Below are 14580 nucleotides of genomic sequence, written 5' to 3' on the forward strand. Positions count from 1 at the left end.
CCCATCACCATTCGGCGAAGGAGCCGTCTTCGTGGGTCCAGACCGGGTTGCGCCAGGCGTGACCGGTCTTGGCGGCGGCGCGGACGGCTGCTTCGTCTACCGTGACTCCCAAGCCAGGCAAGGGATTCCACTCCGCGTGGCCGTTGACCCAAGTGAAGGGCGCGGGATCCGTCACGTACGACGTGAGGTCGCTGGCGACGTTGTAGTGGATGCCGCGGCTCTGCTCCTGGATGAGGAAGTTCGGCGTAGCGAACGCGACCTGCAGACTGGCTGCGAGCGAGATAGGCCCCAGGGGACAGTGCGGCGCGACCATCGCTCCGTGCGTATCGGCCAGTACGGCGATCCGGCGCAGCTCGGAGATCCCACCCGCATGGGACACGTCAGGCTGCACCACCGCGACACCCGCATTCAACGGCGCCAAGAAGTCGGCCCGATGATAGAGCCGTTCGCCGAGAGCGACCGGAACGGTCGATGTGCTGACCACCTCGGCGAGGTGAGCCATGTGCTCAGGCAACACCGGCTCTTCGACGAACAGCGGCTGCAGATCTTCGACAGCGCGCAGAATCCGCCGCGCGCCGGCAACCCCGACCCGGCCGTGCAAGTCGATGGCGACGTCGCGGGTATCGCCGAGTGCGCCGCGGGCGGCACCGAGCCGCGCGACGATGTCGTTGATCTCGGCAACTGACGGTGACGGCGAGATCCGCCCGCTCCCGTTCATCTTCACCGCGGTCATCCCCGCCTCGACCTGTTCAAACACCTGGTCGGCCACCGCGGCAGGCTCGTCCCCGCCGACCCAGGCGTAGACCCGGACGCGATCACGCACGCGTCCACCGAGCAGCGAGGCGACCGGAGCGCCGTACACCTTGCCGGCGAGGTCCCACAACGCGTGGTCGAGCCCGGCGACAGCACTGCTCAGGACCGGACCGCCGCGGTAGAAGCCGCCCTTCGAGAGCACCTGCCAGTGCCGCTCGATCTGCAGTGGGTCTTGGCCGATCAAGTACTCCGACAGTACCTCGATCGCGGTCTGGACGACCTCGGCGCGGCCCTCGACGACCGGTTCGCCCCAGCCGACCACGCCATCGCTTGTCTCGATCCGGCAGAACAGCCAGCGGGGTGGCACGAGGAAGGTCTCGATGCGCTCGATCTTCACCGGCGCCGCCCCGACTTGCGCACCTCGGTCAGGTCTTCGGCCGCCTTGGCGAGCAGCTCCCGCATCGCCAACTCGGCTGCCGATGGATCATGCGCGCGTACGGCGTCCACCACCCGCCGGTGGCTCGGCACCGGATCGTCCGACGGCTTCAGCTTGTGCACCAGCCGGTCGCGATCGGCCAGCCCGGTCTCCATGATGACTTCCATCTTGGTCAGCAGCTCGTTCCCCGTTGCCACCAGCAACGCTCGGTGGAAGGCGAGATCCGCGGCAACCGCCGCGCGATCGTCAGTTGCCGAGGCCATCGATTCCAAGGCCTTGTCCAAGGCAACCAAGTGGGATTCCTCGGCACGCAAGGCGGCCAGCCGGGCCGCGGCCGGCTCGACGATCCCGCGAACCTCGTGCAGTTCCTCGAGCAGTTCCGGCCGTACGTCGTCGTCGAGGTGCCAGCGGATCATGTCCGCGTCGAGCAGGTGCCAGTCCGACCGCGGCCGTACGAACGTCCCGCGCTTCTGCCGCGCGTCGACGAGCCCCTTCGCGGTCAGTACCTTCAACGCCTCGCGCACGGCGGTCAGGCTCACCCCGAGATCGGCTTGCAGATCGGGCACGTTGATGGTCGCTCCCTGTGGGATCTGCCCGGACAGGATGCGCTGCGCCATCGTCTCGACGATCTGCCCGTGGAGCCCGCGCTGAATCCCCGTCACACCACTCTCCGTCTCATGCCGAGATCTCACGCCGAGTCCTTCACCGCGGACCAACCACCGTCGACCACCACGCTGGCTCCAGTCACGTACGACGCCTCCTCGGACAACAGGAACGCAACGACCTGCGCCACCTCGTCCGGCCGGCCAATCCGCCCCATCGCCGTCGCCTGCGCACTGCGCTCCTTGCCTTCGGAGCTGACGCGATCCCACGCAGCGGTGTCCACCGGCCCGGGAAGCACTGTGTTCACCCGGATCGAGCCGCCGTACTCGACCGCCAATTGCCGCCCAAGAGCTACCAGTGCCCCCTTGCTCGCCGCGTACGCCGGATGCCCGGGGATCCCGGCCAGTGCGTGCACCGACGACACCAGTACGACGGACCTCAGGTCGTCGTACAGAGCCTGGAAGCCAAGGAAGGCGGCGGTGAGATTCACGTCGAGCTGACGCTGCCAGCTCGAGGGTGACAACTCGTGCGCCGGCCGGACATCGACGATGAAGGCGTTGCTGACGAGCCCGTCGATCGGTCCGAGTTCGTCACGGCCGCGCGACCGCACCTCGGCCCAGGTGTCCTGCGCGGTGACATCACCCAGTACGGCGATCGCCCGGCCCGGCAGCTCCTTACACGGCTGCACGTCGACCTGCACCACCGAAGCGCCGTCGGCCAGCAGTCGCTCGACACAGGCAGCACCGATCCCGGACGCGGCCCCGGTCACCACGATCACCCGCCCCGTCAATCGCACCGACGCCTCCTCAGTCGAAACATAATTTATGAATTAACGGTGGCACATCCGAGCCTGCTGAGCAAGCCGCGCAGTCAGGCGTTCAGCAGACGCTGGTTCCAGCGCCGCTGCCACTCGACGTTGCGCCAGCCGGGATGGTGAGGTGCCGAGTTGGAGCCGAGGACGGTGCCCCAGAACCCGTGCTCGATACACTTCTCGACCGCGTACTCCGCGATGCCCTGCCCGACGGGCCCGTCCTCGAACTCGGCGAGCAGCGGCGTGTAGCCGATCCACCCTTCGCCGATGACCGCCGGAACGTCGTGACGGTCCGCCCAGCGCCCGATCACGTCCAGCCGATCGTCGATCGCCTGTCGCATCGCGACGCGGAATGCGCCGTAGTTCTCGTAGAGCCAGCGATCCCACTTGACCGGGTCGACCCAGTCGTAGCTGTAGAACATGCTCGCCGACACGCCGGTCGCTTCGAGCCGCCACTGTTCCGCCGCCGTGGCGTAGGTGGCGAATTCCGGCGCGTCCTCCCGCAACAGGGATCGCAGTGCGGGACGCGGAAACTCCGGCGGTGGCACCCGTACGCCTGCCCATTCCTCCAGCGCCGAGAGCACGCCGTACACATAGACGTGGAAATGCGCGATCTGCCCGTTGTCCGGAACGGCGTCCATGTCGAGGTACGGCGTGATGCCGTAACAGGAGGTCGACAAGACATCGGAGTGGCGCTTGCGCATCAGGTCGACGGCCTCCGAGACGTGGCCGCGTTGCCCCCAGTACGGATCACTGCCGACGTCGCGCAGCCGGCTCAGGTCGACCTCGTTGTGCAGCTCCGCGTACGCGATGCGATCGGCAAGGTCGCAGTCCTTGAGGTATTGCACGAGATCCGACATCGCCAAGGCCATGGTCCGATGTCGCTCTTCGGGCGCGACGTTCACCAGAGCGTCGTACCAGTCGCGGGTCTCGAGGAAGGCGGGGCTCTGCTGGTACTCCCAGGACGACAGGATCACGAAGCAGTCATGCCGCCGCGCCGACTCGAAGAGTTCGCGCAGTCGTTGCCGGCCGTCGATGACGGCACCACCCCGTACGTCGTACCAGCGGGTGCGGGCGCCGACCGAGCCGCCCATACCGGCGATGCGCAGCCGAGTGGTGTCGATGCCGTGGTCGCCGAAGAGCAGGTACGGCATGGCGCAGATCCGGACCGTGTTGTAGCCGCGGTCGACGGCCTGGCCGAAGGCCGCGTCGAGATCGTGGAAGGGTTCGCCGGCTGCGGTCTGGGTGTACCACGAGAAGTCCCAGAGCGTGATCGTCAAACGCTGTGGCAGGTGTGCGGGAATCATCGGTCATCGGCCTTCCGGGAGCGCCGCGGCGGCGAAGTCGTCGTACACGAGTCGTCGGGTGGTGGAGTCGAAGCCGAGCAGGCCCATGGTGGAGATGCCGTTGAGCTCCTCGTTGTAGCCCAGCCGCTCCTTGTAGTCCTTCAGCACCCAGAACAGGTAGCCCGCCACGTAGTCCGGGCGATCTGTGACCTGGTGCCAGTGCGAGCGGAAGTTGGCGGCCTGCCACTCCTCGTTGCCCTGCTCGGTGTCCGGACCGTGCTGGCCGAGATACGACCACGATCCGTTCTCGGTGATGATGATCGGCTTGTCCGGGTGGTTCTGGTGCACCGCGTCGATGGTGGGGCCGAGGTCCTCGTTCTTGCCGTAGAAATAGCCGAAGTACTCATTGAAGCCGACGACGTCGGCGATGTCGAACGCCGGGTCCCAGGACGTCGCCGACGCCCAGGTGACGGGCCGGTTCTGGATGTCGAGCGCCCTGATCGCGTCCTTCATGTCCTGCAGCCAGGCGCGATACACGGGCGCGCCGTTCGCGTCGATCTCGGACTCGTTCTGCAGGCACCACAAGATGACCGACGGCCGGTTGTGCTGGTTCCACGCCATCGTCGCGGCCAGCGCCCGGGACAGTCCGTAGCGCTCGGTCTGGACGCGTTCCTGGTCGGTGTTCAGCCACATGTTGTCGATGTCGTCCATGACGAACACGCCGTGCCTGTCCGCCCAGTCGTACACGAACGGATGGCGGTTGTACACGCAGTTGCGCAGGAAGTTCGCGCCGGTCTCCAGCGCGTGGCCGAGCTCGTGCTCGTACTCGCTGATCGTCATCGAACGACCATGTGCGGCGGACTCCTCGTGCCAGTTGAACCCCTTCAGGAACTGGGGTTCACCGTTGACCTTCAGCAACGTGCCGTCCACGTGCACCGACCGTACGCCGTACGTCGTCGACAGCTGGTCAACGACGGCCCGGTCCCGCGAGCGCAGCTGAACAGTTGCCCTGAGCAACCGTGGACTGTCGGCGCGCCACGGTGGCGCCCCGGCGATCTCCAGCGATGTGGTCACGACGGTCACCTCACCAGGCGCGATGTTCACAGGTACGACGCTTCGTCCGGTACCGTGACCCGGTTGCACCACCAGGTCGCCGCTGAACTGCCGAGTGCCATGGTTGGCGACGATGACGCGGGATTCGAACTCGCCGTCCTGGGCCGAGACGAGCACCTTCGCGATCGTCACCTGCGGAACGGCTTCCAGCCAAGCCGAGCGAGTGATACCCGCGTAGGGCCAGTAGTCGACCGGCTTCCACGGCACGGCCAGCGGATCGTCGAGGGGGCCGGTGCCCGTCCGGTAGTCCGTGAAGTCGGCGCGACGGTGGACGCGAACCGCTATCACCGCGACGGAACCGGGCTGCAACGCATCGCCGACCGACAGCGCGAACGGTGTGTGACCGCCCTCGTGCGCCCCGGCGAACCGGCCGTTCACCCATACGTCCGCCCGGTAGTTCACGGCAAGGAACATCAGCCGGACCAGCTTCCCGACCCATGCGCCCGGCACCCGGAGCTCGGTGCGATACCAGGCGTACCCGTCCTGGAACGCCGTACCGGTGCCGAAGCCTGTGCCGTCATAGCTGCCCCAGTCCGGCTCGTCCTTCAGATCCCAGGAGGAGGGGACGGCGATCCGATCCCAGCCGGCGAGGTCGCCGCCGGGCAAGTGCCATCCGCGGGGGAGTCCTTCATTGTCCGGATCGAAGCGGAACGCCCAGGTGCCGTCGAGGCTGCGGTAGGCCCTGGTCGGCTCCTGGTGTGCCCATCCGTCGAAGGACGGCACCACGTCGTCGTACTGGAACAGGACGCCGGTGCCGGCAATCCGCTCGATCCGCGTGCCCGCGGGCTCCCGTTCTCCGTGTGGTGGCAGCGAGGGCGTCGTACCGGCGTAGGCGCGCGGGAGGGTGAGACTCGGCAGTGCCGCCGTGAGCACGCCGGCTTTGAGGACGGTTCTTCGGGTGGGCATGGAGATTCCGTTCAGGGGTAGGCGGGTCATCCCTTGAGGCTTCCCTCGGTCAGACCGCTGCGCCAGAAGCGCTGCAGGACGAGGATCGCGACCATGAGCGGGATGACGGACAGGAAGGCGCCGCCGACGGTCAACTGGTACAAGTCCGGCTGACGATCGGCGAAGGACTGCCAGGAGGTCAGGCCGAGGGTGATCGGGTAGAGCTTCGGGTCCGACAGCATCACCAAGGGCAGGAAGTAGTTGTTCCAGATCCCGACGAACTGGAACAGGAAGATCGTCACCAGCGCCGGCGCCATGATCCGCAGCGCGAGCGAGGTAAAGATGCGCGCCTCGCCGGCGCCGTCAATGCGCGCCGCCTCCATCAGCGAATCGGGTACGGCGGCAGCGGCGTAGATCCGGCACAGGTACACACCGAACGGGTTCACGATCGACGGCAGCAGTACGGCGAGGTAGGTGTTCGCCAGACCGAGCTCGGAGAAGAGCAGGAACAGCGGCAGTGCGAGCGCTGTGCCGGGGATGAGGACGCCCGCGAGGATCACGTTGAAGACCGGTTCGCGGCTCCGGAACTCGTACTTGGCCATGGCGTAGCCGGCCATCGCGGCCAGCAGTGTTGCGATCGCCGCGCCGGCACCGGCGTACAGGATGCTGTTGAGGGTCCAGCGCAGGTAGATGGAGCCGTCGTACGTCAGGACGTTGCGCAGGTTCTCCCACAGTTGCGGCCGGGAGAACCACAATCCGAAGCTGCCGAACAGATCGCCGGTCGACTTCGTCGCCGCGACGATCAGCCAGTACACCGGCAGCAGGAAATAGAGCGCGACGACCGTGAGCAGTCCGACGACGACGATGCGCCAGCCCAGCGGGGACTGCTGTGCAGCTCTGGTACGACGCCGGGCACGCGGCGCCGACGGCGGTCGCACCGCCGGGGCAGGTTTGTCCGTGAGCGTGGTCACCGCTTGTCACCCTTCTGCCCCGTGAGGCGGAGGAAGCCGAACGAGAACACACAGGCGACGAACGCGAGAATGACCGCCTGCGCCGCGGCCAGGCCGTAGTTGTTGTTGACGAAGGCCTGCGTGTAGGCGGCCAGGTTCGGCGTGTACGACGTACTGATCGCCGTACTGATCGGGCGCAGGACGAGCGGCTCCGCGAACAACTGCAGGCTGCCGATGATCGTGAAGACCGTGGTCAGGACGATCGCGGGCCGGATCAGCGGGAGCTTGACGTGCCGCACCACCTGCCAGGCGTTCGCGCCGTCGATGCGCGCCGCCTCGTAGAGGTCGGTGTCGATGGCCTTGAGCTGAGCGACCACGACGAGCATGTTGTAGCCGGCGAACTCCCAGGTGACGATGTTGGCGACCGACCACAGCACAGTGCCGGACCCGAGGAAGTCGGCGCGGATGCCGGTCTTGCCGAGGATGTCCACGATCGGGCTCACGCCGGGGACGTAGAGGAATCCCCACAGGATCGAGGCGATCACGCCCGGAACGCCGTACGGCAGGAAATAGGCGCCGCGAAAGAGCGGCACGCCCCACGCCGATGCCGAGTCGAGCAGCAAGGCGAGAGCCGTCGCCAGCGCAATCATCAACGGGACCTGGACGAGAGCGAACCCCAGCACCCGGAGGATGCTGTCGACGAATCCGGGGTCGGTCAGCGCCGTGGTGTAGTTGGAGAGTCCGGCGAACACCCGGTGCGAGCCGCCCAGGCCGAGCGGGCCGGAGCGCTCGGTCTTGAGGAGGCTCTGATAGACCGCGTAGCCGATCGGCAGGATGAAGAACGCCGCGTACAGCAACAGGAAGGGCATCAGGAAGCCCGCGACCGCACGCCGCCGCGTACTCCGTGTCGTCATGTGAGGCTCCAGGGAGTCCGGGTCCGGCGCCCGCCCCGCGGGCAGACGCCGGACGGTGGTTGTCAGTCGGCGCGAACCTTCAGGCCCTTGGCCTTGAGATCGGCGACGGTCGCGGCCTGGGCCGCCTTGACGGCGTCGACGAACGTGCCCTGACCGGCGATCGCCCGCTGGAATCCGTCGTTCAGGTGCTGGTAGGCGGCCGGCGTAGTGGGAATCCACGCCCAGTCCTGATCGATCGCGGCGTCGGCCTCGGCGAACACGTCGTTGATCTTCTGGCCGCCGAAGAACGGGTACGGCTTGTCCAGTGCGGATCCCTGCAACGCGTCCTTGGCCGCGGGCCAGCCGTAGCCGCCCTGGATCAACAGGTCGATGCTCTTCGGGTCGGAGTTCAGCCAGACGGCGAACTTCGTGGCCTCGGTGGGGTACTTCGCACCCTTGAGAACCGCGGTGGACGAACCGCCCCAGTTGGCGGACGCGAACGGCGCGCCGTCCCACTGCGGCATCGGGGCCACCCGCCACTTGCCCGCGGTGTCCGGCGCGTTGCCCGACAGGATCGAGTCGCCCCATTGCGCGCTGACCCAGCCGGCGATCTGGCCGTTCTGCAGGTGTTTGTACCACGCGTTGGCGAAGTCGGGCTCGGTCGCGACCAACTTGTCGCCGACCAGGCTGTCCCAGTATTCGGCCACCTTGAGGGTCTCCGGCGAGTCGATGTTCACCACCCAGGTGTCACCGTCGACGGAGAACCACTTGGCGCCGGCCTGCCACGCGAGCGAGGTGAACCAGGCCGAGTTGCCCGGCGGGAACGTGCCGATGTAGACCTTGGGATCCTTCTGCCGGATCGTCGCCGCGGCGGCCTTGTACTCCGTCCAGGTCTTCGGTACGGCGATGCCCCACTTCTGGAACAGGTCGGATCGGTAGAAGAAGCCCATCGGACCGGACGCCTGCGGGACCGCGTACACACCGTTGCCGTAGGCCACTTGCCGCCACTGCCAGTCGGCGAACTTGCCCTGGCTGTCCGCGACGCCGTACTTCGTCAGGTCGACCAGACCGTCCTCGAGCAGGAACTCGGGGATGTTCTGGTACTCGACCTGCGCGAGATCCGGTGCGCCCTTACCCGCCTGCAGGGCAGCGTGCATCTTGGCGTAGCCACCGCTGCTGCCGGCCGGGATCTTCTCCAGCTTGACCTGCACATCCGGATTCTCCGAGTTCCACAGCGCCACCGCCTTGTCTACGCCGGGTACCCAGGACCAGAAGACGAGCTGGACCTTCTGCCCCGGGGAACGCTGCGTGCCGGCGTCCGTTGTGTCATCCCCGGAGCCGCATCCGCCGAGTGCCAGCAAGAGTGCCAGGCCACCCAGCAACGCCGTACGGCCACGGCGTCCGAGACGCCAACGCCTCATGTCGATCTCCCATCTCACACCAGTCCGTGGTCACCAGCACGAGAGTTGGCGGCCGGTGAGTTCGTGTTGTTGCACGAGCCTGCAGCGGCCGAGGGGACCTGTCAAGATATAGTCATAAAAAATGTATTCATGTAAAGTGCTCGGCGATGCACCAGTCTTGTCGTTTGCGCCGGCCGGGCGTGGTAAGGACTGCGCATGAACAGATCCAGGACGGGCGGCTACAGCGGGCGGGGTATCCACGGGGAGGTGGTCGAGGAGCTCGGCCGGCGCATCGTGGGCGGCGACCTGGCTGAAGGCGAGACGATCGACGTCGTCGCGCTGGAGGCCGAGCTCGACGTCAGCAAGACCGTCGTTCGTGAGGCCCTGCGCGTGCTGAAGGCCAAGGGGCTCGTCGACGCTCGGCAGAAGCGGGGTACGTTCGTCCAGCCGCGTGCCGAGTGGCGCCTACTCGACCCGGATGTGATCCGCTGGCAGTTCGGCGGCCGGGCGGATGCCCAACTGCTCGACGATCTCGCCGAGGTTCGTGGCATCTTCGAACCGGCGAGCGCGCGCCTGGCGGCTCTTCGCCACGACGAGGGCGACCTCGCCGCCTTGGAGCATGCGCTCGAACTCATGTCCGCCGCGGCGGCGGGTCGTGGCAACGCCGTCGAGGCTGATCTCGCGTTCCATCGGGCTCTGCTGGCCTCGACTCACAACGAACTGCTCACCCGCATGGAGGTTGTCCTGGAGGCCGGCCTGGCAGCTCGGGATGCCCTGGTCCACGGTGCCGTAGCCGACGACGACCCGACGCCGGCGCATGCCGCCGTACTGGACGCCATTCGCGACCGCGACCCGGATCGGGCGGCCGATGCCGCGAGCGCTTTGCTCGCCAAGTCCTTGCTCGACGTCGACCGCGCTCGCTCCAACGCCACGCAACAAGAAGGCACCTGAACTCCCGCAGGCTGCGGATTTCTTGCCTTCGGCACCCAGGCGCCGGGATTGCACCCTGGATGTGTTTGGGTGGACGTCGTTTGGTTGTTCCGCCAAAGGTGAGGACTGGATGAAGCGTCGGCAGTTGAAGCTCGGTAGTGCTGTAGTGGTGAGTCTGGGGCTCGTCGTCGGTGGCGTCGTACACGTCGCGACGGCCGATACGACGGCGACCGCGGAGACGCCGCCGGAGAACGGATCGGTTGCCCTCAGCACCGAGGAGGTCGAGGCGGCGACCCCGGCGGAGGCCGGCGGAACGATGCAGCCGGCAACCACTGCCGGCCAGCCGAAGCAGACGGCGATGGCTGCGGAGCAGGCCCCGGCGGCGTCGGCAGCGGCAACTCTGGCCAAGACCGGAAAGCTGAAGATCAAGGGCGTCTACCAGAGCACCAACTACTGGTGCGTGCCGGCGTCCAGCGCGGTCAGCCTCGGGACGTTCGGCGTCAGTGTCAGCCAGAGCACGCTGGCGAAGCAGATGAAGACGACGACCTCCGGGACGTACGACAAGACCGCGCTCCCGGTCATCAACAGCTACATCAACCCGCTCGGGTACTCGACCTGGGACGCCAACACCACCGACAGTGCGACGAACCTGCTGAACTGGGCCGCGCACGACATCGGCATCCTGAAGCGCGCGCCGAAGATCGGCGTGTGGATGGAGAAGCTGCCGTGGAACAAGGGGATGAAGGGCCATTACGGTCACGCCATCCTGATCTACGGCTACGACCTGAACAAGAAAACGCTGACCGTCTGGGATCCGTGGAAGCCCTCCGGCGGCACGCACACACTGTCAGCCGCGACGCTGAACAAGACGATGCAGGAGTACGGCCTGTCCTACGTGTCCGCGCACTCCGACGTGGACCTGGCGAACTCCGGTGACCTGAGCGGCGACGGCCGTGACGACATGGTCGCCGTCGACCGCCAGGACGGCGCGCTGTACCGGTACACGAACAACGGCAAGGGCGCGTTCTCCGGTGGCAGCAGCGCGGTCAAGCTCAGCACCGGCTGGAACGCGATGAAGGAAATCGCTTCCGTCGGTGACCTGACCGGCGACGGAAAGCCGGACCTGGTCGCGGTGGAGAAGTCGACTGGCAAGCTGTGGCTGTTCAAGGGGCCGACGCCGTCCGGCTCGACTCGGGTGCAGGTCGGCGCGTCCGGCTGGAACGGCATGCGGGATCTGACCGGCATCGGCAACATCATCGGCGACTCGCACCAGGACCTGATCGCGATCGAGAAGTCGACCGGCAAGCTGTGGGCGTACCCGGGCAAGGGAGGAGGCTTCGGGCCGCGCAAGCAGATCGGGACCGGGTGGACCAGCCTGACCAAGCTGACCGCGGTCGGTGATCTGTCCCGCGACGGCAAGCCGGACTTCGTTGCCGTCGACACCAAGACCGGAAAGCTGTGGCTCTACAAGGGCCTGAGCTTCTCCGGCGGTACGAAGCGGACCGAGCTGGTCAAGAGCGGCTGGAACGGGATGCGCTCGCTCACCGGCGTCGGCGACCTGAACGGCGACAAGATCCCGGACCTGATCGCGGTCGCCAACTCGACCGGCAAGATGTACCTCTACGCCGGCAAGAAGAACGCCCTCGGCTCCCGCACCCTCCAGGGCTCCGGCTGGAACAGCTGACGTTGCCCGCTGAACTGGAGGGTTGCCCGCTCAGATTCTCAGTGGGCAACCCTCCAGCTTGGGGGTTATCCACTGAGCTGGAGGGTTGTCTCGCTGAGCTGAGGGTGGTGGCCGGAAGCTTCGCGGGACTGCCGGCCACCACTGGGGATATTTGATCAGATCCCCGGGCTGGTGGGCAGATGCCGTCTCAGCACTGGGAGTAAGCGCGTACCCGTCGTCAGATTCCTTCGAGGTTTGGCGACGCGCCGTTTGGTGGTGACGCGCGGTTCATCCTGGGGCAGTCTCCTGTTGTCGGAAAGCGCCGCCCGCACCGCCAACATCTCATGGGTTCACCCACCAGTTTGTGGGTCCGCCGCCCGTATGCAGACGGGGAACCCACAACTTGGCTGGTGGACCCATCAAATGCGCCGCGCGCGGAGAGCACCGCCAGGGCCGGGGGAGCGACGTCGGCGGGGGTCAGGCCTGGGGGTCGGGGGTTGGGGCTCGGCGGATTGGGGCGACCAACGGCACCGGGGAGTTGAGGAGGAAGTCGAGGACGATCTGGTTCACGAGCGCGGGCTTCTCCTGGGTGAGGAAGTGGGAGGTGCCTGGTACGACGGCGAACTCGGCGTTCGGGATGGCGTCGTACATCTCGACCGAGTGCGTCAGCGTGACCAGGTCGTCGTCGGCGAACATCACCAGCGTCCGCGCCTGGATCGCGCCGAGCTCGGACGCTTCCAGGTGCGGCTCCTTGGACGCCATCTCGCCGATCTTCGCCGCCACCACCGGGAAGTGGTCCTCGCCGTCGGGCGACACCTCGCCGTACGTCGGCCCAAGGAACTGCGTGATCGCCTCGACGTCCCACGGCGCGTCCGGCACGGCCTCGCCTGCCTTGCTGAAGCCGCCGCTGATCAGCACCAGCCGCTTCACCAGCTCCGGCCGCTGCATCCCCACCAGCATCGCGACGAACGCGCCGTCGCTGTGCCCGACGATGTCGGCCGGTTCGCGTACGACGGTCTCCAGGAACGCGATCGTGTCGTCGGCCATCAGTTGATAGCTGATCGGACCGTCGACATCCGGCGTGTGACCATGACCGCGCCGCTCCGGCAGGTACACGTGGAAGTGCGGGGTGAAAGCGTCGACGTTCGGGTCGAACCACCGCGCGTCGACCAGCCCGCCATGCATCAGGACGAGCGGCTCGCCCGAGCCCTTCTCGTCGTACCAGGTCTTCACCGCGCCCAGCTGCACGTACATGATTCGCAAGCTACCGCACGCCGGGCGGAGACGGCATAGTCGAGATGTGGTGCTCGCGTTCGACGGAGACCTGGAGTTCGACCCGGCCCTGTTCGAGGTTCGCCGGGCGGGGGTGCCGGTGCCGTTGGAGCCGCAAGCGTTTGATGTTCTCGCCTACCTGGTCTCGCACCGTGACCGGGTGGTCGCGAAAGAGGAACTGATGGACGGCGTCTGGGGCGGCCGGTTCGTCAGCGAGACCGCGGTGACCAGCCGGATCAAGCAGGTACGGCGGGCGCTCGGGGACGACGGCCACAGGCAACGGATGATCCGGACCCTGCACGGCCGCGGCTACCGCTTCGTCGCGCCGATCGAGAAACGGGCCGTCGAGCCGATCCGCTACACCGTCAGCGACGGTCTCCACATCGCGTACCAGGTGACCGGCGGCGGCGACCTCGACATCGTTTTGATCTCGGGCTTCGTGTCGCATCTCGAGCTGGACTGGGGTGATCCACGGCATGCGCATTTCCTGCATCGGCTGGGGTCGTTCGGCCGGCTCATCCGGTTCGACAAGCGCGGCACCGGGATGTCGGACCGGCCGTCGGGCCTGCCGGACGTCGAGACGCGGATGCACGACGTACTCGCGGTCATGGACGCGGTCGGGTCCCGCCGAGCAGTGCTCGTCGGGTACTCCGAGGGCGGGCCGATGGCGATCATGTGCGCGGCGGCCCATCCCGAGCGAGTCGCTGGGCTGGTCCTGTACGGCTGCTACGCCAAGCGGGTCTGGTCGGAGGACTATCCCTGGGCCCAGACCCAGGAGGAGCGGGCGGCCTACACCGACATCCTGGTGAATCGGTGGGACTGGGAGGCCGACATGCGGTTGCGCTGCCCGTCGGCCGACGTACCAATGCAGAAGTGGTGGGCGCAGCGGATGCGTGCGTCGGCGACGCCTTCAACGGTACGCGCGTTGATGGACATGAACTCGCTCGTCGACGTACGGGATGCGTTGCCCGCGGTGCGAATCCCGACGCTGGTGCTGCACCGGGTCGATGACGCTCTCGTCGATGTCGGGGGAGCGCGTTTCCTGGCTGAGCGCATCCCGGGCGCGCGGCTGGAACTGCTCGAGGGCGCCGACCACTTCGTCTCGGGGAACCCGGACCAGATCCTCGACTCGATCGAGCGGTTCGTGAACGATCTGCCGGGGCACACCGGACACCCACTGGCGCTGGCGGCCGTGACCGCGCCGGTCGGACCGGGAGCCGGCGAGCTGACGTCGAGCTTGGTCGAGGCGGGCGGACGCCGGTGCAAAGGGCCAGGCGGCCGGACAGTGGTGCTGTTCGACGGGCCCGCTACCGCGGTGCGTGCCGGCCTCGCCCAGTTGCACAGCGTCGACAAGCTCGGCGTCGCGATTGCCGAAGTACCGCGGGATGAGGCCGAGGTCGACGCGTACGGCGTACAGGTCGCACTCGACCTGGCCGACCAGGCTGCGCCGGGGTCGTTGTGGCTCACCCCGGGTGTTCGCGACTTGCTGGCCGGCTCAGGAGTGGTGATCGAAGAGGTCGATGGAGCCGTTTTCCGGGCGGTCTCCACACAGTGATGGCCGACCTGTCCCAATGGGCAGGCCGGC

Annotated in this window: 12 protein-coding genes; 3 read left to right on the forward strand and 9 right to left on the reverse strand. The window is 67.2% G+C overall.

Translation table 11 applies throughout. The features are described from left to right. Positions 1-4 precede the first annotated feature (4 nt). From dgoD to EV646_RS23365, 8 genes are all read right to left on the reverse strand, one after another. Positions 5-1150, reverse strand: a complete 1146-nt coding sequence (gene dgoD / locus EV646_RS23330) for a galactonate dehydratase (RefSeq protein ID WP_132151973.1) — start codon at positions 1148-1150, stop codon at positions 5-7. Beyond that, a complete protein-coding gene (locus tag EV646_RS23335) occupies positions 1147-1851 on the reverse strand; it encodes a FadR/GntR family transcriptional regulator (protein ID WP_132151975.1) in 705 nt (234 codons plus the stop codon). The genes dgoD and EV646_RS23335 overlap by 4 nt, the downstream gene beginning before the upstream one ends. Before the next feature lie 26 nt (positions 1852-1877). Continuing rightward, on the reverse strand, positions 1878-2588 hold the full coding sequence (locus tag EV646_RS23340) for an SDR family NAD(P)-dependent oxidoreductase (protein WP_132151976.1): 711 nt from the start codon (positions 2586-2588) through the stop codon (positions 1878-1880). Positions 2589-2662: 74 nt separating this feature from the next. Further along, positions 2663-3910, reverse strand: a complete 1248-nt coding sequence (locus tag EV646_RS23345; protein WP_132151978.1) for a cellulase-like family protein — start codon at positions 3908-3910, stop codon at positions 2663-2665. Positions 3911-3913: 3 nt separating this feature from the next. Beyond that, positions 3914-5908: a glycoside hydrolase family 2 protein gene (locus EV646_RS23350; RefSeq protein WP_241996274.1), complete on the reverse strand. Its 1995-nt coding sequence runs from the start codon at positions 5906-5908 to the stop codon at positions 3914-3916. 26 nt (positions 5909-5934) lie between these two features. Next, a complete protein-coding gene (locus EV646_RS23355; protein WP_132151982.1) occupies positions 5935-6858 on the reverse strand; it encodes a carbohydrate ABC transporter permease in 924 nt (307 codons plus the stop codon). Continuing rightward, the gene (locus tag EV646_RS23360; RefSeq protein ID WP_132151984.1) at positions 6855-7751 is read right to left on the reverse strand and encodes a carbohydrate ABC transporter permease; all 897 of its coding nucleotides are present in this window, start codon (positions 7749-7751) and stop codon (positions 6855-6857) included. The genes EV646_RS23355 and EV646_RS23360 overlap by 4 nt, the downstream gene beginning before the upstream one ends. Positions 7752-7813: 62 nt before the next feature. After that, complete coding sequence (locus EV646_RS23365; RefSeq protein WP_132151986.1) at positions 7814-9151, reverse strand: ABC transporter substrate-binding protein; 1338 nt, start codon at positions 9149-9151, stop codon at positions 7814-7816. 195 nt (positions 9152-9346) lie between these two features. Here EV646_RS23365 and EV646_RS23370 point away from each other — a divergent pair, with 195 nt between their 5' ends. Both EV646_RS23370 and EV646_RS23375 read left to right on the forward strand, forming a co-directional pair. Then, a complete protein-coding gene (locus EV646_RS23370; RefSeq protein ID WP_132151988.1) occupies positions 9347-10081 on the forward strand; it encodes a FadR/GntR family transcriptional regulator in 735 nt (244 codons plus the stop codon). Positions 10082-10190: 109 nt separating this feature from the next. After that, positions 10191-11744, forward strand: a complete 1554-nt coding sequence (locus tag EV646_RS23375) for an FG-GAP-like repeat-containing protein (RefSeq protein WP_132151990.1) — start codon at positions 10191-10193, stop codon at positions 11742-11744. A gap of 456 nt (positions 11745-12200) precedes the next feature. On the opposite strand, the gene EV646_RS23380 is transcribed toward EV646_RS23375, so the two are convergent. Next, entirely contained in the window at positions 12201-12977 is a 777-nt protein-coding gene (locus EV646_RS23380; RefSeq protein ID WP_132151992.1) for an alpha/beta fold hydrolase, read from the reverse strand. Positions 12978-13023: 46 nt separating this feature from the next. On the opposite strand from EV646_RS23380, the gene EV646_RS23385 reads away from it, so the two are divergent. Further along, positions 13024-14550: an alpha/beta hydrolase gene (locus tag EV646_RS23385; RefSeq protein ID WP_158291004.1), complete on the forward strand. Its 1527-nt coding sequence runs from the start codon at positions 13024-13026 to the stop codon at positions 14548-14550. Positions 14551-14580: the final 30 nt, after the last annotated feature.

It is taken from the genome of Kribbella antiqua, assembly GCF_004345665.1.
Classification (GTDB): Bacteria; Actinomycetota; Actinomycetes; order Propionibacteriales; family Kribbellaceae; genus Kribbella; species Kribbella antiqua.